At 60.4% G+C, this 25,372-nt stretch carries 20 protein-coding genes; 7 read left to right on the forward strand and 13 right to left on the reverse strand.

From position 1 onward, the window contains the following. Positions 1 to 122 precede the first annotated feature (122 nt). The 3 genes from pncA to KRR23_RS06025 all read right to left on the reverse strand — a co-directional run bounded on the left by pncA (position 123) and on the right by KRR23_RS06025 (position 2,901). Positions 123 to 761 carry a bifunctional nicotinamidase/pyrazinamidase gene (gene pncA / locus KRR23_RS06015; protein WP_216741747.1) on the reverse strand — a complete coding sequence of 213 codons (639 nt, stop codon included), beginning with the start codon at positions 759 to 761 and terminating at the stop codon, positions 123 to 125. A gap of 84 nt (positions 762 to 845) precedes the next feature. Then, the gene (locus tag KRR23_RS06020) at positions 846 to 2,240 is read right to left on the reverse strand and encodes a HAMP domain-containing sensor histidine kinase (protein WP_216741748.1); all 1,395 of its coding nucleotides are present in this window, start codon (positions 2,238 to 2,240) and stop codon (positions 846 to 848) included. Beyond that, entirely contained in the window at positions 2,218 to 2,901 is a 684-nt protein-coding gene (locus KRR23_RS06025; RefSeq protein WP_103316361.1) for a response regulator transcription factor, read from the reverse strand. The genes KRR23_RS06020 and KRR23_RS06025 overlap by 23 nt, the downstream gene beginning before the upstream one ends. 316 nt (positions 2,902 to 3,217) lie before the next feature. On the opposite strand from KRR23_RS06025, the gene hcnA reads away from it, so the two are divergent. Genes hcnA through hcnC form a run of 3 tightly spaced genes read left to right on the forward strand, consistent with a single transcriptional unit; the run spans position 3,218 to position 6,190 of the window. Further along, complete coding sequence (gene hcnA, locus KRR23_RS06030) at positions 3,218 to 3,532, forward strand: cyanide-forming glycine dehydrogenase subunit HcnA (protein ID WP_216741749.1); 315 nt, start codon at positions 3,218 to 3,220, stop codon at positions 3,530 to 3,532. Continuing rightward, positions 3,529 to 4,938, forward strand: coding sequence for a cyanide-forming glycine dehydrogenase subunit HcnB (hcnB, locus tag KRR23_RS06035; RefSeq protein ID WP_216741750.1), 1,410 nt, complete (start codon positions 3,529 to 3,531; stop codon positions 4,936 to 4,938). The genes hcnA and hcnB overlap by 4 nt, the downstream gene beginning before the upstream one ends. Beyond that, positions 4,931 to 6,190: a cyanide-forming glycine dehydrogenase subunit HcnC gene (gene hcnC, locus KRR23_RS06040; RefSeq protein WP_216741751.1), complete on the forward strand. Its 1,260-nt coding sequence runs from the start codon at positions 4,931 to 4,933 to the stop codon at positions 6,188 to 6,190. The genes hcnB and hcnC overlap by 8 nt, the downstream gene beginning before the upstream one ends. Here the strand turns inward: hcnC and KRR23_RS06045 are convergent. Then, the gene (locus KRR23_RS06045) at positions 6,168 to 7,031 is read right to left on the reverse strand and encodes an NAD-dependent protein deacetylase (protein ID WP_216741752.1); all 864 of its coding nucleotides are present in this window, start codon (positions 7,029 to 7,031) and stop codon (positions 6,168 to 6,170) included. The genes hcnC and KRR23_RS06045 overlap by 23 nt on opposite strands. Before the next feature lie 166 nt (positions 7,032 to 7,197). Here KRR23_RS06045 and glsB point away from each other — a divergent pair, with 166 nt between their 5' ends. Beyond that, positions 7,198 to 8,106, forward strand: a complete 909-nt coding sequence (glsB, locus tag KRR23_RS06050) for a glutaminase B (protein WP_123424814.1) — start codon at positions 7,198 to 7,200, stop codon at positions 8,104 to 8,106. Positions 8,107 to 8,513: 407 nt separating this feature from the next. Beyond that, entirely contained in the window at positions 8,514 to 9,533 is a 1,020-nt protein-coding gene (locus tag KRR23_RS06055) for an AbrB family transcriptional regulator (RefSeq protein WP_216741753.1), read from the forward strand. 31 nt (positions 9,534 to 9,564) lie between these two features. Here KRR23_RS06055 and KRR23_RS06060 read toward each other — a convergent pair whose 3' ends face one another. The 7 genes from KRR23_RS06060 to KRR23_RS06085 form a co-directional block, all read right to left on the reverse strand. Continuing rightward, positions 9,565 to 9,936: a DUF6124 family protein gene (locus KRR23_RS06060; RefSeq protein ID WP_216741754.1), complete on the reverse strand. Its 372-nt coding sequence runs from the start codon at positions 9,934 to 9,936 to the stop codon at positions 9,565 to 9,567. Positions 9,937 to 10,617: 681 nt separating this feature from the next. Continuing rightward, complete coding sequence (locus KRR23_RS06065) at positions 10,618 to 12,561, reverse strand: DNA topoisomerase III (RefSeq protein ID WP_216741755.1); 1,944 nt, start codon at positions 12,559 to 12,561, stop codon at positions 10,618 to 10,620. A gap of 86 nt (positions 12,562 to 12,647) precedes the next feature. Then, positions 12,648 to 13,010: a DUF2493 domain-containing protein gene (locus KRR23_RS06070; RefSeq protein ID WP_216741756.1), complete on the reverse strand. Its 363-nt coding sequence runs from the start codon at positions 13,008 to 13,010 to the stop codon at positions 12,648 to 12,650. Continuing rightward, positions 12,998 to 14,692 (reverse strand): Na/Pi cotransporter family protein, encoded by a 1,695-nt coding sequence (locus KRR23_RS06075; protein WP_216741757.1) that lies wholly within the window; start codon positions 14,690 to 14,692, stop codon positions 12,998 to 13,000. Before KRR23_RS06075 ends, KRR23_RS06070 begins: the two co-directional genes overlap by 13 nt. 122 nt (positions 14,693 to 14,814) lie before the next feature. Then, positions 14,815 to 17,529, reverse strand: coding sequence for a magnesium-translocating P-type ATPase (mgtA, locus tag KRR23_RS06080; protein ID WP_216741758.1), 2,715 nt, complete (start codon positions 17,527 to 17,529; stop codon positions 14,815 to 14,817). Positions 17,530 to 17,816: 287 nt separating this feature from the next. Continuing rightward, positions 17,817 to 18,107, reverse strand: coding sequence for a hypothetical protein (locus KRR23_RS29040; RefSeq protein ID WP_253911939.1), 291 nt, complete (start codon positions 18,105 to 18,107; stop codon positions 17,817 to 17,819). A gap of 396 nt (positions 18,108 to 18,503) precedes the next feature. Continuing rightward, a complete protein-coding gene (locus KRR23_RS06085) occupies positions 18,504 to 18,857 on the reverse strand; it encodes a hypothetical protein (protein ID WP_216741759.1) in 354 nt (117 codons plus the stop codon). 280 nt (positions 18,858 to 19,137) lie between these two features. Between KRR23_RS06085 and KRR23_RS06090 the strand changes: the two genes are divergently transcribed. Continuing rightward, positions 19,138 to 20,571: a serralysin family metalloprotease gene (locus KRR23_RS06090; protein WP_216741760.1), complete on the forward strand. Its 1,434-nt coding sequence runs from the start codon at positions 19,138 to 19,140 to the stop codon at positions 20,569 to 20,571. Between the two features lie 87 nt (positions 20,572 to 20,658). On the opposite strand, the gene KRR23_RS06095 is transcribed toward KRR23_RS06090, so the two are convergent. Together KRR23_RS06095 and KRR23_RS06100 are read right to left on the reverse strand one after the other, a co-directional pair. Then, positions 20,659 to 22,281 carry an MFS transporter gene (locus tag KRR23_RS06095; RefSeq protein ID WP_216741761.1) on the reverse strand — a complete coding sequence of 541 codons (1,623 nt, stop codon included), beginning with the start codon at positions 22,279 to 22,281 and terminating at the stop codon, positions 20,659 to 20,661. Between the two features lie 178 nt (positions 22,282 to 22,459). Next, a complete protein-coding gene (locus tag KRR23_RS06100) occupies positions 22,460 to 24,112 on the reverse strand; it encodes a GMC family oxidoreductase (protein WP_216741762.1) in 1,653 nt (550 codons plus the stop codon). A 134-nt stretch (positions 24,113 to 24,246) separates the two neighbouring features. On the opposite strand from KRR23_RS06100, the gene KRR23_RS06105 reads away from it, so the two are divergent. Next, positions 24,247 to 25,146 (forward strand): LysR family transcriptional regulator, encoded by a 900-nt coding sequence (locus KRR23_RS06105; RefSeq protein WP_216741763.1) that lies wholly within the window; start codon positions 24,247 to 24,249, stop codon positions 25,144 to 25,146. The last annotated feature ends 226 nt before the right edge of the window (positions 25,147 to 25,372 follow it).

Raw genomic sequence — 25,372 nt, forward strand, 5'->3', positions numbered from 1 at the left:
AAGCGACCCCAAAACCTGCCAATGCATTTCTCCAGACACACCGCATTCGGCAGTTTTACGACTGCTTCGCCCGAACGCGGACCGGCCAACGGGGGCAAGCCCCCTCACCACAAGGTCGGGTTTCAAACAGAAACTTCAGCAGCGGTGATCAACCCCACCCCAGCCCGGTCCATCCGCTCCATGGCCGAGGCCAGCGAGCCGTTCAGGTCGATCGCCCGGCACGCATCCAGCACCACCGTGGCATTGAACCCGGCTGCGCGGGCGTCCAGCGCCGAGAACATCACGCAGAAATCCAGCGCGAGTCCGACCATGAACACCGTATCGATCCCGCGCTCCCTCAGGTACCCGGCCAAGCCGGTGGGGGTGGTGCGGTCTGCTTCCAGAAACGCCGAATAGCTGTCGATGTCCGGGTTACAGCCTTTGCGGATGATCAACTGGGCGTGTGGCAGGTTCAGTTCGGCGTGCAGTTCGGCGCCAGTGGTGGCTTGCACACAATGTTCAGGCCACAGGGTCTGGGCGCCGTAAGGCAGTTCAATCACATCATAGGGTTGGCGTCCGGGGTGGCTGGACGCGAACGAGGCGTGCCCGGCCGGATGCCAGTCCTGGGCAATGATCACCTGGGTGAACTGACCGGCAAGGCGATTGATCAAGGGAATGATCCGGTCGCCCTCGGGTACCGCCAGGCGGCCACCGGGAGTGAAGTCGTTTTGTACATCAATGACCAATAGGGCGCAGTGTGATTGAGCGGATGTGGACGTCATGGCCGGTTACCTCCCTGGAAGTGGAAACGCAAGCATAGCGTCAGGTTCAGACTCTTCAAACGTTGATCGTATTTCTGTAGTCGCCTAATCGGCGGGCAGTAACCGCTGGCGGCAATCGAGTGTCAGGCGGGCGCCGCCGAGTTCGCTGCTGCCAACGTCCAGGGCGAACCCGTGGAGGTTCACGATGGCCGCGACAATCGATAAGCCGAGGCCGAAGCCACCGTTCTTGGCGTTGTCGTCGACGCGATAGAAACGTTGAAACACCGCTGTGCGTTTGTCCGCCGGGATGCCGGGGCCGGAGTCGAGTACTTCAATACGTGTGCTGCCGGCATTGTCGATTGCCCGCACGATGACCTGACCGCCCGCCGGGGTGAATTTGATCGAGTTGCTCAGCAAGTTCGACAGGGCTTCAAACAACAGCGCCCGGTCGCCGGTCAGCGCCGGTAAGGTGTGTGGCGTTTGCAGGCTTAATGTCAGCTGACCTTCTTCGGCCAGCGGCAGGTAAAAATCGTACAGTTCCTGCAGCAACGGCAATGGATCGAACAGCACAAAGCCCGAACGCCGTTGTTGATCCTCCAGCTCGGAAATCCGCAGCAGCCCGCGAAAGCGCGCCATCAGGGTGTCCGTCTCGGCGATCACCTGATCCAGCTGCAACGCCTCGGCAGAACCTTCGACGGCCTGCTGTTGAATGCGGTAAAGCTGCGCACGTAGCCGGGTGAGCGGGGTGCGCAGGTCGTGGGCGATGTTGTCGCAAACCCCCTTGACCTCGTTCACCAGGCGCTCGATGCGTTCGAGCATGGCGTTGACGATGGCCGCAAGCATGTCCAGCTCATCGCGGCGGCTGGACAGCGGCAAACGGTGGTTGAGGTTGCCGGCGACGATGGCTTCGGCGCTCGCCTGCAAGGCGCGAATCCGTTGTAACGGCCGACGGCGCAACAAATGCCAACCGGCGATGCCGGGGATGATGGTCAGCGAGACTCCCCAGAACAGGGCATGCAGGATGATCCGTGTGACCGCAAACAACGAACCGTTGTCACGCACCAGGACCAGCCAGCGGCCATCCAGCGTGTGGGTCGCCACCGCGTCGCAACTGTCGGATGGCAGGCTGGCGTCATCCGGATCGGCGCAGTCGCCCAGTGAATGAATCTTGCCGTCCAGTGGCAGGCCAGCGGGGATCCTGCGAATCAGCCCGTGCAGGGGGCGATGCTGTTCGTCGAACAGCCCGTAGGCGTCGATACCGCGCTGGTCGAAGGTGATGCTGGCAATCAGCGCCTCATCCAGCTGATCACCGTGGAAGCGTGAAAACAGGTGCTGGCGCTGCATAAGCGAATGTTTGGCAAGGTTCTCCAGGTAGCTGGAAACCTCGTAATACATCACCCCCATGAGCAGGCCGCTCCAGACCACGAACAGCGAACTGTAGAGCGCCAGCAAGCGGCTGCTGGAGGAGCGCCAGCCTTTAGACGGGTTCAGCAATGACATAACCCGAGCCTCGCACAGTCCGTATCAGCGGCAGTTGGCCCGGTAGGTCGATTTTTTTGCGCAGACGTCCGATGTGCACATCGATCAGATTGGTGCCGGGGTCGAAGTGATAGCCCCAGACCTCTTCGAAAATCATCATCCGCGTGAGGATCTGCCCGGTATTGCGCAACAGAAACTCCAGCAGTTTGTATTCGGTCGGCAGCAGGCTCAGCAACTGTCCACCGCGGCTGGCTTCGCGGCTGATCAGGTTGAGCTCGAGGTCGGCCACGCGCAGCGTCGTTGTGTAGTCCTTGACGGTGTTCTGGCGTCGCAGCAGGACTTCGACGCGGGCGGCCATTTCGTCGGTGGCAAAGGGTTTGGTCAGGTAATCGTCACCGCCGGCGCGCAGACCGCGAACACGTTCATCGACGTCGGACAGGGCGCTGATCATCAGAATCGGCGTCGACACGCCCATGGTTCGCAAGGTGGTGACAATCGCCAGGCCATCGAGCTCCGGCAGCATGCGGTCAAGGGTGATCAGGTCGTAGTCACCGCTGACCGCTCGTGCCAGGCCTTCTCGACCATTGGCGACCCAGTCCACCTGCAGGCCGTGGCTGCTCAGTTCGGCAACGATCTCCCGTGCAGTGACGGCGTCGTCTTCAATGGTCAGGATTCGGGTCATGGGGCTTGCCTGAGAATAAGTGAAATGCACGAGTGGCAGTGTGCCAAGAAATGCCGGCGAAGGTTCTAAAAAAACTTTCATGCAGGGTAGATCGACTTCAGACAGACACGACTTTTCATCGCCTGTGACAGAAGGAGGCGCGGTACGGTTCACTGGCCTGGATCAATATTTTGCTTTGGCATATCACGTAACGTAAAGGTTTCAGGGCCTTGTAGCACCGTCAGCTACATTGTCTTGGCGCAGCAATGTTGCGTCATTGCACGACTGCAGCAGGATGCTGACACCTCTTAATGACTTTTCACGGATGAAAACTGCCATGCAACGCCTAGACCGTACCTTTGATATCCAGCCGCTTATGCGGGCAGATATGACCATCGAACTCAATGGCCAGCCGGTCAGCGCCGCGATCGGCGAAACCGTGTTGACGGTCATTCAAGCCCTCGGCGTGCGTCAGGTCGCACGTAACGATCACGATCAGATCAGCGGGGCCTATTGCGGCATGGGCGTGTGCCAATGCTGCCTGGTAAAAATCAACGGTCGGCACAAACGCCGCGCCTGCCAGACGCAGGTGCAGCCGGGCATGCGGGTCGAAACGGCGGTCAACCGCATTGTCGAGCAGGAGGCACTATGAGCCTGCATCCGGTCATCGTCGGCGGTGGCCCGGCGGGTATGGCGGCGGCCATTGAACTGGCCAGACACGGCGTGCACTGCACCTTGCTCGAAGAAGCTTCGCGGTTGGGCGGCGTGGTGTATCGCGGGCCGTTGCGCGACGGCGTACAACTGGACTATCTGGGACCGCGTTACGCCGAGTCCCTGGCCAAACTGCATGGTGACTTTCAGGACCGTTGCGCACTGATCGATGTGTGTTTGAACACGCGGGTTGTCGGTGCAGAAGGGACTCGGGCGCTGGTCATGCTGGACGCTGACGAACGCGTGCAGGAAATCACCTACCCGCAATTGTTGCTCGCCGCCGGATGCCATGAGCGCAGCGTACCGTTCCCCGGCTGGACATTGCCGGGGGTGATACTGCTGGGCGGTCTGCAACTGCAAATCAAAAGTGGCGTGGTCAAGCCGCAAAGCCCGGTGGTGATCGCCGGTACCGGTCCGTTGTTACCGCTGGTTGCCTGCCAATTGCATGCCAGCGGGGTGAAGGTTGCCGGTGTGTTCGAGGCCTGCGCGTTCGGCAAGATCGCCAAGGAAAGCCTGGCCTTGCTGAACAAACCCCAATTGTTCCTCGACGGGCTGAGCATGCTCGCCTATCTGAAACTGCACCGAATCTCGATGCGCTACAGTTGGGGCGTGGTCGAGGCGCAAGGCGAGGGCGAGTTACGCAGCGTGACGGTCGCACCGTATTCCAGCAACTGGCAACCAGACCTGAGTCGCGCCGAGCAGGTGCCGGCGCAGACCCTGGCGGTGGGCTATGGCTTTATTCCGCGTACCCAGCTCAGTCAGCAAATGGGCCTGGAGCATGGCTTCAGCGAAGACGGTTATCTGCGCGCTACAGCCAATATCTGGCAGCAAAGCAGCGAACCGCACGTTCACCTGGCCGGAGATATGGGCGGGATTCGCGGTGGTGAGGCAGCGATGCTCAGCGGTCGAATCGCTGCGCTGTCGATCCTTGTGCAGCGCGATGTGCTGAGCACCGAAAAGGCGCTGCACTTGCGCGAGCGCTATCTGGCGAAACTCAAATCCATCGTGCGCTTTCGCGCGGCGGTGGATCGCTACACCGAGCGCGGTGCCGGACAGACCGCGTTGCCGGCTGCCGATACGCTGATCTGCCGTTGCGAAAACGCCACCCGGGCGGACATCGATCGGGCGCTGTCCCAAGGCGTTCAAGACATGGCCAGCCTGAAAATGCGCACGCGGGTGAGCATGGGCGATTGTCAGGGGCGGATGTGTGTCGGTTATTGCAGCGACCGCTTGCGTGAAGCCACCGGGCGCCAGGATGTGGGCTGGTTGCGACCGCGTTTCCCCATCGAGCCGATTCCTTTTTCGGCTTTCCAGAACCTCGGCACGGATGCGTTAAATCATGAGTAAGTTCTACGATGTGGTAATTGCCGGTGGCGGTGTGATCGGGGCTTCTTGCGCCTATCAACTGTCGAAACGCAAAAACCTGAAAGTCGCACTGATCGACGCCAAGCGCCCCGGCAACGCGACCCGTGCGTCGGCCGGTGGCCTCTGGGCGATTGGCGAGTCGGTGGGGCTGGGCTGCGGGGTCATTTTCTTTCGCATGATGTCGGCCAGCCGCAAACGCGAAGCCCAGGGCGCGGCGGTGGCGGTTGATTCCAGCACGCCACACATCCTGCCGGATTCGTTCTTTGACTTTGCCCTGCAATCGAATGCGATGTACCCGGACCTGCACCACGAGTTGCAGGAAAACCACGGCATGGATTTCAAGTTCGAAAAGACCGGGCTGAAGTTCGTGATCTACGACGATGAGGACCGCTTGTACGCCGAGCATATCGTCGCCTGCATTCCGCACCTGGCCGATCAGGTGCGCTGGCTCGATCAGGCCGCACTGCGCGAGGCCGAGCCAAGCGTCAGCCATGAAGCGCGCGGGGCGCTGGAGTTTCTCTGCGACCATCAGGTCAGCCCGTTCCGCCTGGCAGACGCCTACACCGAAGGCGCCCGGCAGAATGGCGTCGACCTGTACTTCAACACCAACGTCACTGAGGTGTTGCACCAGGGTTCGCGGGTGGTCGGGGTGCAGACTGCCGAGGCCGGCAAGTTCCGTTGCGACACCTTGATCAACGCCGCCGGTGCCTGGGCCGCAGAGCTCAGCCTGAAAGCCACGGGCGTCAGCATTCCGGTGAATCCGGTCAAGGGTCAGATTTTGCTGACCGAGCGCATGCCGAAGATCTTGCGCGGTTGCCTGACCACCAGTGATTGCTATCTGGCGCAGAAGGACAACGGCGAGATTCTGATCGGTAGCACCACCGAAGACAAAGGCTTCGACGTGACCACCACCTACCCGGAAATCTATGGGTTGGTGCAAGGCGCGATCCGCTGCATTCCAGAGCTTGAACACATCAATCTCAAGCGCTGCTGGGCAGGCTTGCGGCCGGGCTCACCGGATGAGCTGCCGATTCTCGGGCCGATGAAAGGGGTTCAAGGCTATCTCAATGCCTGCGGGCATTTCCGCACCGGCATCCTGACCTCGGCGATCACTGGGGTGTTGCTCGACAAGCTGGTGAACAACGAAGCGTTACCGCTGGACATCACACCGTTCCTGGCGGATCGGTTTGAGGAGAAGAAAGCGGTCGCGGTCAAACAGGCAGAAATGGCCTGAATTGGCTCAGGCGTTCTGCGAGCAGCGGCAATAGCTGTTCGCAGGACGCCTCGATTTTCATGTCCAGCAACTCATCGGCGCGAGTCTTGCCCAGGTTGATAGCGATCAGCGGTTTGCCGCGGTCGGCGATCACCCGACACAGGCGAAACGCCGAAAATGCCATCAACGATGACCCCACCACCAGCAAACCTGCTGCCTGTTCGGCAGCGGCCATGGCCTTGGCGGCGGTGGCGTGCGCGACGTTTTCACCGAAAAACACCACGTCCGGTTTCATTCGCTCACCTTCGCAGTTTGGGCAACGGGGGACTTGAAAGTGCGACTCGAAGGCCGGGTCGAGCAGGGTGTCACCATCGGGTGCCTGAATCGCATCGACACCCGCCAGATAGGGGTTTTGCGCTTCCATGAGGCGCTGGATCGAGTCCCGGTCACTGCGTTGTCCGCAATCCAGGCACAACACCCGGTGCAAGCTGCCATGCAGCTCGATCACGTCCGGGCTGCCGGCCTGATCGTGCAAGGTGTCGACATTTTGAGTGATCAGCCCGGCAATCTTCCGCTGCGCTTGCAACGTGGCCAAGGCTTCGTGGGCGGTATTGGGCCGCGCTTGTCGAACCCGTGGCCAACCGAGCATCGCCCGTGCCCAGTAACGCTGGCGTGACTCGGGGGCTTTCAGGAACTCCTGATACATCATCGGCTGCCGGCCGCGCCGCACCCCATCGGTGTCGCGGTAATCGGGAATGCCCGACGCTGTGCTGATGCCCGCGCCCGTAAGCACCAGCAATGGCTGGTCGGCCATCAGGTTCTGCAGGTGATCAAGCTGTTCGCGGATGGGGCTGTCGAACATGGTCAGCGCTCCGGTTGCCGGGTTTCGCCACACGATGCAGGATAGTTGTTATCCGGTCTACTGCGAGGGGTTGGCAGTTGAGCGAAAAACTGTGCTCTGACGTGCGTTTGTGACGTCTAGCGTCTGTGTCCCCGCGGTGGTACGGGGCGTGAATTCGGAACCCGGCATGCAAGCATTGTTGAACGAGATTCTTGACACGGTTCGCCCCCTGATCGGACAGGGCAAGGTGGCTAATTACATTCCTGCGCTGGGCAGTGTGCCGGCCGATCAGTTGGGCATTGCGGTGTATGGCAATGACGGCGAGCTGTATTGCGCTGGCGATGCGCACACGCCGTTTTCGGTGCAGAGCATTTCCAAGGTATTCAGCTTGGTGCAGGCCATCGAGCATTCCGGTGAAGCGATCTGGGAGCGACTCGGTCACGAGCCTTCCGGCCAGCCGTTCAACTCGCTGGTGCAGCTGGAGTTCGAACGCGGTCGACCGCGCAATCCGTTCATCAATGCCGGGGCGCTGGTGATCTGCGACATCAACCAGTCACGCTTTGCCGCACCCGCGCTGTCGATGCGTGATTTTGTGCGGCGGTTGTCTGGTAATCCGCAGGTGATGGTCGACAGCAAAGTCGCCGAGTCGGAGTACCAGCACCGCGCGCGCAACGCGGCCATGGCGTATCTGATGCAATCGTTCGGCAACTTTCATAATGATGTGGAAGCGGTGCTACGCAGCTACTTCAGCCATTGTGCGCTGCGCATGAGCTGTGTCGATCTGGCCCGGGCCTTCTGCTTCCTGGCCAATGACGGGTTCTGCAAGCACAGCGGCGAACAGATCCTCACCGCGCGCCAGACCCAACAGGTCAACTCGATCATGGCCACCAGCGGTCTGTATGACGAAGCCGGCAACTTTGCCTATCGCGTCGGTCTACCGGGCAAGAGTGGCGTGGGTGGTGGCATCGTGGCCGTGGTGCCGGGGCGTTTCACCGTGTGCGTCTGGTCGCCGGAGTTGAACCCGGCGGGCAACTCGCTGGCCGGCATGGCGGCGCTGGAGTTGCTGAGCCAGCGCATTGGCTGGTCGGTGTTCTAAACCCGAAAACCAATAAATCGCCCACACACCACCTCCCCCGTAGGAGCAAAGCTTGCTCGCGATGGCCACGCTGCGGTTATTCAGATACGCCGCGGTGAGGCCATTGTGACCTGCGATAGCTCTCGACAGATTTCGCTCGCGCCCATCATTGTCGGAAGCATCCTACAGCGAGCCACGAAGTAGCGTATTAACCTGTCAGTTGCACTGCTCATCGGCGAGTTACGAGCCGAGTTAGAGCCGTTCCAGGCGAGTTTTTTCGCCGCACTCCAGCTTAAGGAAGCGTCTATACTCGCGCCGGCACAACGCTGTGCAGTTCTCGTTACTGCCCCCACCTTCGCAACGACATCTTCGCAATCGGCGCCCCTACCGCAGGGGGGACGCGGTCAGCAATAGGCGCTTGAGAAACTATGAAAACCTTACTGTGTTTGCTGATTGCCACTGCGGTGGGCACTGGTTTTCAGTATGCCGGCGTCCCGCATGGCCTGTTGCTGGGCTCGATACTTGCGAGCGCCTTGATCGTCAGCAACCGCCCATTTTCGCCGAGGATGCCGCTCGGTCTTGGCTACGTGCAAATCGTATTGGGGATCGCCACCGGCCTGATGTTCGAGGCCTGGGACAGCCAGACAGTCGCCGCGCTGTTGCCCAGCCTGGGTTTGTTGCTGCTGTGCCTGACAGCGCAGATTGTCGCGGCGGGTTTGTGGCTGCGCAAAGTGTCGGGATGGAACCTCAAGGACTCGCTGCTGGCCGTTTACCCGGGTGCACTCGCGGCGGTATTCGATTTGCTGGAGTCCGAGCGGGCGTCGAGCAAGGTGATCGTCGTGCACCTGGTCCGTCTGTTGTCGATCACCATGCTGGTCAGTTTTTGCATTCCCGGGCCTGTCGACGCAGTGCTTGTCGAGAGCAGCCCGCTGGGCATCAATACCGTGCTGACGCTGTTGTCGCTGGTCGCCCTGTGCCTGGTGCTCGGGCGTCTGCTGTTGCGCATCGGCGTCCCGGCACCGTTCATGCTCACAGCGATTGTCGCTACCGGCGTCTACGTCAAACTGGGTTATCTGCACGGCTTCCACATGCCGGCATGGAGCGTTGATGCCGCCGCCGTCATCCTCGGTGTGCTGATCGGCTCGAAATTCAAGGACATTACCCCGGCGGAGCTCGTGCGCCACGGCCGTGCCGGGTTGATGTCTGTTGCGCTGATGTTGCTGGTCGCCGCGGCGTTTGCCGGGGTAGCGGGGCGGTTGCTGGGCAGCGATCCCTTGGCTTCATGGTTGGCGTACATGCCAGGGGCAATCGAAACCATCGCGATCGTCGCGTTCAGTGGCGGGCTGAATGTGGTGTTCATTCTGTCCCACCACTTGGTGCGGATGGTCGTGTTGCACTTCGCCCCCGCCTTGATTGTTCAGACGCGTAGACGGCGGGAAAATGCCTGATTAGGCAAAGGCAACGTAGCCTGTTGATCAGTTACTGCGGTTCTGGCTGATCGAAACTATCCAGCGCCCGATTCACCGCCAACTCGGCCAGGGAAATCATCTGTTGAATCGCCAGCGCGGTATTGCGTTTGGGGCCTTCGAGGTCGAACGCCAGATCGCTGGCCATGACATTGGCCGAGGCGAGGGTTTCGCAGGCGTGGGCCAGTAGGGTTTCAGAGTCGACGTCGGGGGCGATGACGAAAATGCAGCCGGGACGGCGGTCGGTTAACAATGCCTTGGTTTCAGGCAGCACCAGGTAATGATCGAGCGCACGGTGTGCGGCGGCGTGGAGTTCTTTTGAATCGCGGGAGGCGTAGGGAGAAACCGGATCGGTTTCGGGGGGATTCGGAGTGGCTTTGAACATGGTGAACCTCGCTTTGTCATTGTGAGTTACCACCGTCTGCCGCCAAGCAGATTAGGTGGCGGGTTACACAAGTTTGGCGGACCGGCTCAAAGCGCAAAAATGCCGGTATCCCCGAAGGGATCCTTGGGCAACCCGCCATGACACAGGAGAGCAGGCACTAAAAAGTGCCGTCAATCATGGTTGGGACGCTGTTGCGCGCTTTGAATACCGAGCCGCCAAGCCCGATCACTGATAGGCAGTGACACGGAAACAATAGAGGCGAGGGCCAATACGCACAAGCCGGCGGATTCTGGCGCAGGTGTAGGCCGTGACGCAAGGCGTTGTAGCCTCTGATCGGCGCTGCGTAGGCAAGCTTAAACACCCGTAGCAGCTGCCGAGCCCGCGAGGCTGCGTTCGGCTCGGGCCGCGTTCGGACGAAGTCCTCGCCAATCCTGTATACGCGGTTCGTCTGAAAAAACGTGTTGCCTGATTTTACGACTGCTTCGCCCGAGCGCGGACCGAGCCGAACGCAGCCTCGCGGGCTCGACAGCTGCTACGGGCGCGACCCTGTAATTGGCTGTTCGTTTTTTTGCGTTTTCAATAGACGTGTGCGGGCAACTGATAGCGACCGCCCGCCGTCGTAGGAGCATGGCTTGCCAGCGATGGGGCTCGTGAGATCGCCATCGCCGGCAAGCCGTGCTCCTACAGGGCCGGTTTCGCTTTGCGCTTGGTGGCGGGCGCGGTTTTGCGTTTGGCGGTTTTACGTTTGTTCTTCCAGGGCGCCGCACCCTTGCCGGCCGGGCTTGCCGGGCCGCTGATGGTCAGGCGCAGGCCGGTGCAGCGACCGACCTGCTTGCTCATCCAGGCGGCTTGTTTGGCGACGAATTCCTCAAGGCTCATTTCGCTGCTTTGCACCATGTCCAGGGCTTGTTCCCAGATTGCTGTGGTGCCGGGGTCGGCGATGGCCCGGGGCACGGCGTCGATCAGGCTGAAGGCCGGCGGTGTGGCGGCCAGGGCCTTGCCGTTCTTGATCAGATAGCCTCGATCCAGCAATCCCTGAATGATCCCGGCGCGGGTCGCCTCGGTGCCGATGCCGGTGGTGTCCTTGAGCTTTTGCTTGAGCAGCGGATCTTCCACCAGTTTGGCAACGTTCTTCATCGCCTTGATCAGGTCGCCTTCGGTAAACGGCTTGGGTGGCTGGGTCCAGAGGTCTTTCAGTGTCACATTGGCGACGGCGTAATCCCGTCCTTCAGCCAATGCCGGAAGCATCTGCGGCGCCGGGGCTTCCCGTCCTTTGGCCGGGGCCAACGCTTCGGGGAGTGCGCGCTTCCAGCCTGGCTCGACGATCAGTTTGCCCACCGCACGCAAGGCTTGCCCGGCGCAGTCGAAGTCAGCCTGGGTGCGGTCGTATTCGTGATTGGGCAGGAACTGCGCCAGATACCGCGCCCGGATCAAGGTGTAGACCGCACGGTGCTTGCCGGTCAGGCGTTCGAGGTTTTTCGCCGCCGCCGTGGGGATGATCCCGTGGTGGGCGCTGACCTTGGCGTCGTTCCAGGCCCGCGACCGGCGTTGTGGCTCAAGGTGCTTGAGCAACTCGCCGAGGCTGGGGTCGGCACGCCCAAGGGCGGCGAGGATGCTCGGTGCTTCGCTGTGCTGACTCAGCGGCAAGTAGCCGCAGTCACTGCGCGGGTAAGTGATGACCTTGTGGGTTTCGTACAACGCCTGGGCCACGTCCAGGGTTTCCTGGGCGCCGAGGCCGAGTTTTTTCGAACAGATTTCTTGCAGCGTGCCAAGGTCGAACGGCAGCGGGGCGGCTTCGCGGACCCGCTCGGTGCGCAGTTTGACCAGTCGCGCACTGGCGGCGTTGCGCATGGCTGTGGCCGCTTCCTGGGCCAGCGCCTGATTCAGGCAGCGGTCATGCTCGTCGCAGACATCCGGTGCCGCGCGCCATTGGGCGGTGAACGGGATGTTGTCATGCAGCAGTTGTACGTCGATGGCCCAATACGCTACGGGTACGAAGTCGGCGATGCTGCGGTCGCGATCGACCACCAGACGCAAGGTCGGTGTTTGCACGCGACCCACCGGCAGCACGCCTTGATAGCCGGACTGACGCCCGAGCAGGGTGAACAGGCGGCTCATGTTCATGCCGATCAGCCAGTCGGCGCGCGAGCGCCCGAGTGCCGAGTGATAGAGGCTGAAGGTTTCGGCACCCGGTTTGAGCGCCGCCAGGGCCTTGCGAATCGAGGCATCGTCCAGCGCCGACAGCCACAGGCGCTTGATCGGCCCGCGATAGCGGCAATGCTCCACCAGCTCACGGGCAATCATCTCGCCCTCACGGTCGGCATCGGTGGCGATTACCAGTTCATCCGCTTCGCCGAGTAGCCGTTTGACTGCTTTGAACTGGCTGGCGGTCTTGGGTTTGACCAGCATCTTCCACTTCTCGGGAATGATCGGCAGGTCTTCCAGGACCCAGCGTTTATAGCGGGCGTCGTAGGCATCCGGCGGCGCGGTTTCCAGTAGGTGACCGATGCACCAGGTCACTGTGACGTCCGTTCCCAGCCAACAGCCGTCGCCGCGCCGGCTGGCACCGAGCACGGTCGCAATGTCTTTGGCCTGGGAAGGTTTTTCACAGAGAAACAGCCGCATAACCACCATCAGTCATCAGGGTTTGAAGGTGCACAGCATGCGGGGTACAGCGGCGTGGATCAACCTTTATCTGTATGGATGTACAGTTAAGGCGGGTTAAACCCTTCGTTCATCTGCAGCGTTTGAATGCCGGCCGTCCTGGCTTGCGCGATCAGCTCTTCAGTGTCCTCCCCACCGGGTAGCGCAATGACGATGTCGGGTCGGCTGTCTTGCAGCATGAAGCTGTTGCGCAGACGCTCCGCCAGCTTGCCGTGCAGTTGCCAGTTGGCGGGGTAGCGCACGATGTTCGCGCCCAGTTCCCGGGCCCAGTCTTCGATTTCGCCGCCCAAAAACTGATTGCCGCCGTGGATCAGTACGCGCACTTCGTGCAGGCACTGGAAGGCTTCCAGCACCCGGCGGCAGGTACGGGTATCGGCGTAATAGCGCCCGGCACAGATCAGGACGCGCATGGCAGTTCATCCTTGTCGTCAGACGGTTGCGGATGAACATCCGCCAGGTAACTGCTCTCGATATCGCGTTCCCCGGCGCGTTCGAGTACCGGGTAGGCCAGCGCTGCGATGTGGTGATGCACGCGTCGGTAGTCGCGCAGTAGCCGTTGAAAAATATCGCCGGACTCGGCCCAGGCGCTTTTGTCTTCGCGCAGGGCGCGAAAGTGTGCCCGGCTGGCCGCAGCTTCGAGCCTTCTTACCGATTCCTTGCGGTTGACCAGATAGTGGGCGGTTGCAAGGTCTTCGCGAAGAAACACGGTAATCGCCAGGCTCAGACTTTCCAGCAACTCGTTGTGCAACGGATAGAGCGTGCCCAGTTCGAAGGCCGAGAAGTTTTCACCGCGCCGCAGTCGACGCGCCGCCAACTGCGCAAGGCTGGTGGACAGGATGTCGGCGGCGTGCTCCAGGTTGATCACGAACATCAGGATTTCCTGCGAGCGGTCGGCGTCGCTGTCACTGATGCCTTCCTGGCCGATGTCCGCCAGGTAGGCACGAATCGCCGCGCTCAGCAGGTCCAGGGACTGGTCGATCTGTCGTACCTCATCGGCATTGCGCTGGTCCGAGGTCTGGAACAGTTGCAGCACGCGGTTGAGCATGACCGAGAGCATGTCGGCCAGCCGCAGGGCTTCGCGCGCCGCGTTGGACAGGCCGATGTTCGCCACCGCAAGGCCGGATTCATCCAGATAGAGCGGCATGCCGGGATCGACATCCCGCGCAGGTGACGGCAGCAGGCGGGTCAAGAGTTTCGCCAGCGGTTCTGTCAGGCCGATGAACACCAGCGCCAGCAGCAGATTGAAGCTGGTGTGCAAGCAAACCACCCGCAGCGCAGGTGTCAGCTCCGCAATCGGGCTGCTCTGAGCCAGCATCGGCACGAACGGCAAGCACACCAGCGCACCGATGACCCGCACCAGCAGGTTGCCGACCGGCAAGCGCCGGGCCACGGCGGAACTGGCGTTGAGCACCGAGGGCAGGGCGCCACCGATGTTCACGCCGAGCACCAGCGCCATGCTGGTCACCGGCGAGAGCAGACCGGTGCCGGCGAGCGAGGCGATCAGCAACACCACCGCGACGCTGGAATGGCAGATCCAGGTCAGCAGCATCGCCACCAGCAAGGCAATGATCATGTCGCCATCGAGGCTGTGCATGAGTGCATGGAAGATCGGCGTGCCTTCGACCTCTCCCAGCGTCGACCCGAGCATGCGTAGCGCCAGCAGCATCAAGCCCAGGCCAATCAGTGCGCAACCGACGCTCTCGTAGCGGGAGTCATCGCGCAGGCGGAAGACGATGAACCCGGCCAGCAGGACGATAGGGGTAACGATCGAAATATCAAAGCTGAGCAACTGCACCACCAGTGTCGAGCCGATATTGGCCCCGAGCATCACCGCCAACGCTGGCGCAAGGCCCAGGGCTCCGGCGGCAGTGAAGGAGGTGGCCATCAGGCTGACAGCGGTGCTGCTTTGTAAAATGCCGGTGATCCCGACGCCCGACAGCAAGGCCATCCAGCGGTTGTTGAGGTTTTTCCCCAGCCACTGGCGCAGTGGCGTGCCGAAGCCGCGCAACAGCGCCGAAGAAATCATATGGGTGCCCCAGAGCATCAGTGCGATGGAGCCGGCGAGGTTGATCAATAGAGTAGTTCCCGACATGAGGACTCTCCCTTTGCTGTTTCATTTATTGATGGCCCGAAAGCCGGATTGCGGCGTAAAGATGCGGCGAACACAAAAACCTGTGGGAGCTCGCTCCCACAGGGATTGTGGCGTTCAGACGATCAGAACCATTGCTTGAAGCGGCGGATGTAGAAGGTCTTCATCAACTGGGCGAACACGCAGTAGCTGAGCAGAGTGCCCACCAGCCATGGGAAGTACTGCCATGGCAACGGTTGCAGACCAACCAGGGTGCCGAGTGGCGAGAACGGAATGTAGATGCCCAGCACCATCACCAGCCCGGTCATCAGGATCACCGGCAATGCCGCGGTGCTCTGGAAGAACGGGATCTTCTGCGTCCGCAGCATGTGCACCACCAGTGTCTGCGACAGCAAGCCTTCGATGAACCAGCCGGACTGGAACAGGGTCTGCATTTCGACGCTGTTGGCCGAGAACACGTACCACATCAAGGCGAAGGTAGTGATGTCGAAGATCGACGAGGTCGGTCCGATCCACAGCATGAAGCGCCCGATGTTCTTGGCGTCCCACTTGCGCGGTTTGCGCAGGTATTCCTTGTCCATCTTGTCCCACGGCAGCGCCAGCTGGGAGATGTCGTACATCAGGTTTTGCAGCAGCAGATGGATCGCCAGCATCGGCAGGAACGGGATGAAGGCACTGGCCACCAACACCGAAAAGACGTTGCCGAAGTTCGAACTGGCGGTCATGTTCAGGTACTTCATGATGTTGCCGAAGGTCTCGCGACCTTTGATCACACCTTCTTCGAGCACCATCAGGCTCTTTTCCAGCAGGATGATATCGGCCGATTCCTTGGCAATATCGGTGCCGCTGTCGACCGAAATACCGACGTCGGCATCACGCAAGGCAGGGGCGTCGTTGATGCCGTCGCCGAGGAACCCGACGGTGTGACCGTTCGACTGCAGCGCCTTCAGTACCCGGGATTTCTGTAGCGGCGTGAGCTTGGCAAACACCGTGCGTTCTTCAACCCGCAGTTTGAGGGTCGACTCGTCCATCTTCTCGATGTCTTGCCCGAGCAGCGGCGTGCCGGGTTCCAGGCCTACTTCGCGGCAGATCTTGCTGGTGACCACGGCGTTGTCGCCGGTCAGCACCTTGACGGTCACGCCCATGTCCCGCAGCGCGGCAATCGCCGGGCCAGCGGTTTCCTTCGGCGGATCGAGGAAGGTCAGGAAGCCGCGAATCACCAGCTCGCGTTCATCACTGGTTTTGTACTGGTTTTTGCTCTGGGCTTTCGGGATCTCGCGAGTCGCCACCACCAGCACCCGGAAACCGTCTTCGTTGTACTCAAAGGCCCGCGCCAGCAGCGCTTTGCGACGCTGCTCATCCAGTGCAATTACCACACCGTTCTCGTGGATGTGGCTGGAAATGTTCAGCATTTCCTCGACCGCGCCTTTGCAGACCAGCAGATGATCGTCGCGGCTGTCCTTGACGATGATCGACAGGCGCCGACGAATGAAGTCGAACGGCAGCTCATCGATTTTGCTGTAGGCGAACGGCATCTTGAATTTCGGGTTGCGCTCGGCGAACTGCACCACCGCCTGGTCCATCAGGTTGCGCAGACCGCTCTGATGATGGCTGTTGAGCCAGGCCAGTTCAAGGATCGAATCGTCGCGCCGGCCACTGATGTCGACGTGGTGCTCGAGGATGATTTTGTCCTGGGTCAGGGTGCCGGTCTTGTCGGTGCAGAGCACGTCCATCGAGCCGAAGTTCTGAATCGCGTTGAGGCGCTTGACCACGACTTTGCGTTTGGCCATCGCCATCGCGCCCTTGGCGAGGTTGGCGCTGACGATCATCGGCAGCATTTCCGGGGTCAGACCAACCGCCACTGCCAGGGCAAACATCAGCGCATCAGCCCAATCGCCTTTGGAGAAACCGTTGAGCAGGAAGACGATCGGCACCATGACCAGCATGAAGCGGATCAGCAGCCAGCTGACACTGTTTACTCCCCGGTCGAAAGCGGTCTGCACCCGTGAGCCGACGATGGCTTTGGCCAGCGATCCAAAGTAGGTGCGTGGGCCAGTCGCGACCACCACCGCTCGGGCGGTGCCGCTGACCACGTTGGTGCCCATGAAGCAGATGTTCGGCAGGTCCAGCAAGTTTGACTGGTCGGCGGCTGTTGCTGAGGCGGACTTCTGTGCGACGTTGCCCAGGGTGTCGTATTTCTCCACCGGCAAGGCTTCGCCGGTCAGCACCGCCTGGCTGATGAACAGGTCACGGGATTCGATCAGGCGAATGTCAGCCGGGATCATGTCACCGGCCGACAGCTGAATGACGTCGCCGGCCACCAGTTCACGCATCGGCACTTCACGCAGTTTGGGCTTCATGCCCATTTGCTCGCGACGCAGCACGGTGGCGGTGGTGCGGACCATGGCCTTGAGCGCTTCAGCCGACTTGGCCGAGCGGTGTTCCTGCCAGAACCGCAGCAGGCTGCTGAGCGACACCATGGTCATGATAATGATGACTTTGGTGAGGTCGACTTCTTCGCCTGCCTGGAGCGGGAGCCAGTAATCGGTCACGAAGCTGATGCCGGCCAGCGCCAGCAGCACATAGATGAACGGATTGTTGAGGGCCTGGAGAAACTGGACGATGGCGTGAGGCGGCTTGTCATGGGCCACTTCGTTGAAACCTTCGCGTTGCAGGCGGCCTTCGGCATCGAGTTCGGTCAGGCCGTCGGCGGAAGTCTTGACGTTGGCGAGGGTAACCGCGAGGCCGTTTTGCGCCTCCCGGGCGGCGCGCATCGACAGCTTGGTGTCGTCGTTCGTGGCGCCCCGGACGTGCTTTTTCGGATCTTTTACAAGGGTCATTGCGTGTGCTCCTGCCGCAGTCTTGCGGCACGACACACTGCAAACTCAGCTAATTAAAGGCGAGCGAATGTAGGTCGAGTCGCAAGTAAGCGATCGATTCAAGTTGTTGTGTTTTTTAGTGTTTAACGTTCGCTGCACACCCAATAAAAAACGGTATGCAGCGAACCTACTACTGGCCTCGTCCATAACGAACCCCATGAAGTTTGTGTGTTAAATAGGCAATAGAAAGTTGCCGAATTCCTTATTAAGGAAAACGCTGGTTATACACCCTTGGAAGTACTTTCAGATCAACTGAAAGTGCGCGCCCCGAGGTGCAGGCCGAGCCATACGCTGGCCTGCTGCAGGAGGTGCGCAAAGCACCAACTCGGTGGTTCCTGGCTTTCGTCGAGGCTCCAGCGTTGCTGAAGTTGGCCGGTCGACGGGCAGACGCGCCAAGTGGCACGCAGCTGAGCCTGAGTGCGCAAAGAAGGGGAGGAGAACGGCGAGTGAGTCGCTACAGGGCGCTCACGGCAAGGCTTTACGCGCATCGTCGAGGCGAAGGCGCGTACACCTGGCATTACAGTAGATTTGAAGTTCATAACATGCCTCGCAACCGGACTGACGCCGGAGAGGCAAGTTACGATGGAGCGTCAAGCCCTAGCGCAGCTCACCCGACCGAGGAGTCGAGTCCCGTCATTTTCTGGGTTAAGTGCCCAGCTCTGCGAAAACGCATCAGCCAGACAGCGTCTAGATACTGTGTCCATTGGATTCTTTTGTGAGTTGAAAAAAAGGCCTGAGTTACCGGCCCGGGCAATGTACTCAGGCAGGCCGCTGACGTCAACCTTAAATCCATGTTGTTAAGGAATTAGACAGATAAAGACAGTGCGGAAGGGACTGTCAGAATAATTGCAGTCGATAGTGATCGATGTTAAAGCGCGAAGTGCTCATGACATTCACTCGTAGTGTCATGAGCACAAGGGATTGCTGTGTAAAACTCAATGACTCATGTGCCGGGAAATATCCCGGTAAGTATCGCTGTCCGTTGCCGCCAACAGCGTGCGACCATCCTTGAGCGTGGCGATGAACGTAATCTCGGTCTCCTTGCCCGCCATCAGGTAGCCGGCGATTGCCCCGATGGGGCCGAGCAGCATGGCGCCGGCGATGCTGTAGCCAATCGCATCCTTGTTGGTCACGCTGTCCTCGGTTGCTACTTCCAGGGTTTTGAATGCCGAGGGCCGCACTTTGATTTCCTGGTTAGGGTTGAAAAGGGTTTTCAACTGCAACGCCCCTTCACGGTACTCGCTATCGCCTTGTTGAAAATCTCCTGCCAAAACGGTGACATTGACCATGTTGAACTCCCCTTGTTCGAACATTGCTGAACCTGTTATCTCGCGCTTGCAGGGGGCAGACGTCAATCAGCTGGCGATGAAGGGGCGTACCGTCAGTCCGGTCAAAAAAAGAGCATGACGCTTCGCCCTTGAGCGGCCCGCTATCTAAAAATTCAATAGGCCCGCCGCTTCAAACTGTGTCAGTTTCGTTACGCCTTCAACAGGGCGAGTGATAGGACGATCTCGCGAAGGGGTCGCCGTGGTCTATCGGAACCGACTATTTGAAACAAGGACGTAAGTGATGTCACAGGCCAAAGCAAAAGCGCTCATTTCTTCAGGGCAGGTCAGTTCGGCCTACAGTCAGGTCGATGCCTTCAGCCATTTGTATGATCGCGGTGGCGCTGAGCTGATTAACGGCAAACCGTCGTTCACCGCGGATCAGGCGGCTGATCAGATTCTGCGTAAAAACCTGTCCTGGCACGATACGGACGGCAATGGCAAAGTCGAACTGAGCTTCAGCTTCATGACTTCGGCGCCGGCGAACTACAACACCAAGCTGGGTCATTTCAGCGAGTTCAGCGATCTGCAGAAAGCCCAGGCGAAACTCTCTCTGCAATCGTGGTCGGACGTGGCCAATGTCACCTTCAAGGAAGGGATCGCAGGCGGTGACGGGCACCTGAGCTTCGGTAACTACGATGTCAGCACCGGTGGCACGGCGTTCGCCTACTTGCCGTCGGGCGGCAGCTACGACGGTCAGTCCTGGTACCTGATCAACGATCAGTACCGGGTCAACGAGACTCCGGGCACCAACAACTATGGGCGTCAGACCCTGACCCACGAAATCGGTCACAGCCTGGGCCTGTCCCATCCGGGCGTCTATAACGCGGGTAGCGGCAACCCGACCTATAACGACGTGACCTACGCTCAGGACACACGCGGCTACAGCCTGATGAGCTACTGGAGCGAGAGCAACACCGGTCAGGATTTCAGCAAGGATGGCAGCGGCGCGTATGCCTCGGCACCGTTGATGGACGACATTGTCGCGGTGCAAAAACTCTACGGTGCCAACCTCGAGACCCGTGCCGATGATACGGTCTATGGCTTCAAATCCAACACCGGTCGTGACTTCTACAGCGCCACGTCGGCTGATTCCAAAGTGGTGTTCTCGGTGTGGGACGGTGGCGGCAATGACACCCTGGACTTCTCGGGTTTCAGCCAGAACCAGAAGATCAACCTCAACCAAGGCTCGTTCTCTGACGTTGGCGGCCTGGTCGGCAACGTGTCCATCGCCCACGGCGTAACCCTGGAAAACGCTATCGGTGGTTCGGGCAATGACCTGCTGATCGGCAACGCGGTGGCCAACCTGCTCGAAGGCGGTGCCGGTAACGACATCCTCTACGGCGGCGGTGGCGGCGATAGCTTGTGGGGCGGGGCAGGGGCGGACACCTTCGTGTTCGGTGCGGCATCCGATTCGACCATGACCGCGCCAGACTGGATCATGGATTTCACCAGCGGTGAGGACAAGATCGACCTGTCAGGCATCGCGCAGTTCGCGTCCGGCGCCGCCACGCTGAACTTCGTCAGTGGCTTCACCGGCCATGCTGGCGACGCGATCCTGACGTACTTCGCACAGACCAACCAGACCAGTTTGTATATCGATCTCACCGGCCACGGTGCGGTGGATTTTGCCGTGGGAACGGTCGGTCAGGCGGCAACCACGGACATTGTCGCCTAAACTCTGCTGACAGGAACCGCCGATGCGGTTCTGTGCAGTGAAATGAAAGTCCGCCCAGGGCCAACATGGGCGGACTTTTTTATGCCGTCAGTTTTTCTCCAGGTCCACGTCCTTGGTTTCGCGCAAGCAGAGCATGCCCACCACCAGGCTCACCCCGGTGATCAGTATCGGGTACCACAGCCCGTAGAAAATATCCCCGGTGTAGACCACCAGCGCGAACGATACGGTCGGCAGGAAACCACCAAACCAGCCGTTGCCGATGTGATACGGCAGGGACATCGAGGTGTAGCGGATGCGCGTCGGGAACAGTTCGACCATCAGCGCCGCCAGCGGTCCGTAGCACATCGCCGAAATGATGATCAGCGCGACGATCAGCACAACGATCATCGGTTTATTGATCTGCTGGGTGTCCGCCTGTTGCGGGTAGCCGGCCAGGGTCACGGCACCGCGCAGGGCAGCTTCGTCGTAACCGTCGATAGTGACATCGCCAACGCTGACCTGCACCGCGCTGCCAGCGGGGGCGGCTTTGCTGCTGTAAGGCAGGCCTTGTTTGACCAGGAAGGTTTTGACCTTGTCGCAGGGGCTGTCAAACCGCGCCTTGCCGACCGGGTCGAACTGGAAGGTGCAGGTGGCCGGATCGGCCAGCACGCTGATCGGCGCTTGTTGACTGGCGCGGTCGATGGCCGGGTTGGCGTAATGGGCCAGGGTTTTGAAGATCGGGAAGTACAGGACGGTCGCCAGCAACAGGCCAATCATCAGGATCGGTTTGCGCCCGACCCGGTCCGACAACCAGCCGAAGAAAATGAAGAACGGCGCGCCGATCACCACGCTGACAATCAGCAAGGTATTGGCCAGGGCCGGGTCCATTTTCAGGAACTGGGTGAGGAAGAACAGCACATAGAACTGTGCGGCATAGAAGGTCACCGCTTGTCCGGCGTTGATGCTGAACAATGCAATCAGCACGACTTTTAGGTTTTCCCAGTTACCGAAGGATTCGCGGATCGGTGCTTTGCAGGACTTACCTTCTTCTTTCATTTTCAAGAAGGCCGGCGACTCGTGCAGGCTCAGGCGAATCCAGGTCGAAATGCCCAGCAGGACAATCGACAGCAGGAACGGAATGCGCCAGCCCCAGACTTCGAACTGATCACCGGTGAAGTAGCGGCAGCCAAGCACCACCAGCAGTGACAGTAGCAAACCGAGGGTCGCGGTGGACTGAATCCAGCTGGTGTGGAAACCGCGTTTGCCGACGGGCGCGTGTTCTGCCACGTAGGTCGCGGCACCACCGTACTCGCCGCCGAGTGCCAGGCCCTGGAGCATGCGCAGCACCACCAGAATGATCGGTGCAGCAATGCCGATGCTGGCGTAGGTCGGCAGCAAGCCAACGGAGAAGGTTGCCAGGCCCATCAGGATGATCGTGGCGAGGAAGGTGTATTTGCGCCCGATCATGTCCCCCAGTCGACCGAACAGCAGAGCGCCGAACGGCCGCACGATGAAACCGGCGGCGAAGGCCATCAACGCGAAGATGAAGGCGGTGGTGTCATTGACCCCGGCGAAAAACTGTTTGCTGATCACCGCCGCGAGGGCGCCGTAGAGGAAGAAGTCATACCATTCGAACACCGTCCCCAGGGACGAGGCGAAGATGACTGTCCGGGTTTCCTTGCTGGTGCCGGCGCTGAGCGTTGCGGCGATGGCTTGAGCCTGTTCTGACATGTCGGTATCCCTCACAGTGTTTATTTATTGTTGTTCCACTGTCAGCGCTGGCCGTATGGGCTGGCGCTGCTCCTGCTGGTACTGCGCGGTCCTCGTAGGAGCCGAGCTTGCTCGCGATGCAGGCGACGCGGTGTATCCGGTGATCCGCGTCATCGTTCATCGCGAGCAAGCTCGGCTCCTACAGGTGCGGCTCGGTGACCCGTTCTATTTCCGAGGTAGCGTTCCAGGTCGATGCGGCGAGAATCAGTTGCGCCGCTTTTTCGGCGATCATCAGTGTCGGTGAGCAGGTATTGCCCGAGGTGATGTGCGGCATGATCGATGCGTCGGCGATGCGCAGGCCGGGAATACCGTGGACCCGCAACTGGGCATCGACCACGGCATCGGCATCGTTGCCCATGCGGCAGGTGCCGACCGGATGGAAAATCGTCGTGCCGATGCGCGCGGCGGCTTCGTGCAGTTGTTCTTCGCTTTGCAAGGCCGCGCCCGGCAGGTATTCGATCGGGTTGAACGGCTGCAAGGCCGGTGTGGCAACGATGCGCCGGGTCAGGCGAATCGCATTGGCGGCCACGCGCAGGTCTTCGGGATGGCTCAGGTAATTGGGTTGAATCAGCGGCGGCTGTTGCGGGTCGGCCGAGCGAATCTCGACGCGGCCACGGCTTTGCGGGCGCAGGTCGCAGACCGACGCGGTAAACGCCGGGAACGCATGCAAGGGTTCGCCAAAGCGTTCGAGCGACAGCGGCTGGACGTGGTATTCGAGGTTCGCCGAGGTTTGTTCCGGTCCGGAGCGGGCGAAGGCGCCGAGTTGACTGGGGGCCATCGACAGCGGGCCACTGCGGTCGTACAGATAGCGCAAGCCCATGCCGATTTTGCCCCACAGGCTGCCGGCGATCTGGTTCAGGGTCCGGGCGTTTTCCAGCTTATAGATCAGCCGCAACTGCAAGTGATCCTGCAGGTTGTCACCCACGCCATTGAGCTCGTGGGCGACGCCGATGCCCAGACGTTTGAGCAGACTGCTTGGGCCGATGCCGGAGCGTTGCAGGATGCTTGGCGAACCGACTGAACCGGCGCTGAGGATGATCTCCCGACGGGCCGCAAAGGTTTTTTCCTGGCCTTGCCAGCGGGCGCTGACCCTGGATGCCCGGCCGTTTTCCAGCAGCACGCGGTCGACGTCGACACCGGTCAGGACGGTAAGGTTTGGACGGTGGCGAACCGGTTTGAGAAAGGCCTTGGCAGCATTCCAGCGCACCCCGGCTTTCTGATTCACCTGGAAGTAGCCGCAGCCTTCGTTATCGCCCTGGTTGAAGTCATCAACGCTGGCGATGCCGCTTTGTTCGGCGGCGCTGCGGAAGGCGTCGAGAATCGGCCATGACAGCCGCTGGCGCTCGACGCGCCATTCCCCGGCGGCGCCGTGAAAGGCCGAGTCACCGGCAAAATGGTTTTCGCTTTGCTTGAACAGCGGCAACACATCGTTCCAGTTCCAGCCAGGGTTGCCTTCGGCGGCCCAGCGGTCGTAATCGCCAGCCTGGCCGCGCATGTAGATCATGCCGTTGATCGATGAGCTGCCGCCCAGCACCTTGCCGCGCGGGTAGCTCAGGCTGCGGCCTTGCAGGCCGGTTTGCGCTTCGGTCTTGAAGCACCAGTCGGTGCGCGGGTTGCCGATGCAAAACAGGTAACCGACCGGAATGTGAATCCACGGGTAGCTATCGCGCCCGCCGGCTTCAAGCAGCAACACCCGGTGTTGCGGGTTGGCGGAGAGCCGATTGGCCAGCAGGCAGCCGGCCGGCCCGGCGCCGACCACGATGTAATCGTATGCATCAACGGCAGGTTGCATCCATGACCTCGCAGCGTGTTGTTCTTATTGGGATCCATCCTAGTTGTTAGTTTTCGGCAAAAGAATGTTAGTTTTTGCTCAGCTGCTGTGCGTTTTTAAACAGTGATCAACTCCCACGCATGCAAGGAAGGCTGATGTTCGACTGGAATGACTTGCGGTTTTTTCTCGAATTGCAACGCAGCGGCCGCTTGCTGACCGCCGCCCGGCGATTGAAAACCACCCACGCTACGGTGGCGCGGCACATCGAGGCGATTGAAACGAGCCTCGGCACCGCGCTGTTCGTCCAGCAAGCCCAGGGTTACCAGCTGACTCCGGCTGGTGAAGCGCTGCTCAAACATGCTGAAGCCATGGAGAACGTGGCTTTACTGGCACAGGAGGAGATCACTCAGTCCAGTGCGCCGCTGGGCAAGATTCGGGTCGGGGTGACCGAAGGTTTGGGGATCATGTTTCTCGCCAGTCGCATGCAGGGTTTGTTTGATCGCTATCCGGGGCTGGAAGTGGAGCTGGTGGCGGTGCCGCGTTTCGTCAGTATTCTCAATCGCGAAGCCGAGATCAGTATTCATCTGGAGCGCCCGGCTGCTGACATGCTGGTCACTCGCAAGCTCACTGATTACCGCTTGGCGCTTTACGCCAGTCAGGCTTACCTGGACCGTTCGCCGCCGTTGCGCAGCCGGGAAGATCTGGCTCGGCATGCGTGGATCGGTTATGTCGACGATCTGTTGTTTAGTCAGGAGTTGATGTTCCTCAACAGTTTTTGCCGCAGCCCTCAGGTGGTGTTTCACAGCACCAGCGTGATTGCCCAGCAGCAGGCGGCGCGCTCGGGGTTGGGGATTGCGGTGCTGCCGTGTTACATGGCCAGTAACGACCCGGAGCTGGTGCCGCTGTTGCCGACCGAAAGCATTCAGCGTAGTTACTGGATCAGTACTCGTCGTGAGCTGCACAAGTCGGTGCGCTTGCGGGTGTTGTGGGATTATGTCGTGGGGTTGTGTGATCGCGAGCAGGCGCTGCTGCTTGGGCCCACCTCTCAAGCGTAGGCTGCGATCTTTTGGTCCTGGCGGCCTGATAGCCGACCCATCTCTCGCAGATATACATCAATCCATTGTGGGAGCCGGGCTTGCCCGCGATGGCGGCCTGACAGCCGACCAATCTCCTGCAGGTGTACATATCCATTCCTGCGGTAACGGCGGCTTAGGGTTTCGCCTGACGGCGACTCACTTTTTTTACAAGCGCCTAAAAAAAGTAAGCAAAAAAACGCTCGGG

Origin of the sequence: Pseudomonas sp. CVAP#3 (assembly GCF_018986375.1) — a bacterium.
GTDB classification, from domain to species: Bacteria; Pseudomonadota; Gammaproteobacteria; order Pseudomonadales; family Pseudomonadaceae; genus Aquipseudomonas; species Aquipseudomonas helvetica.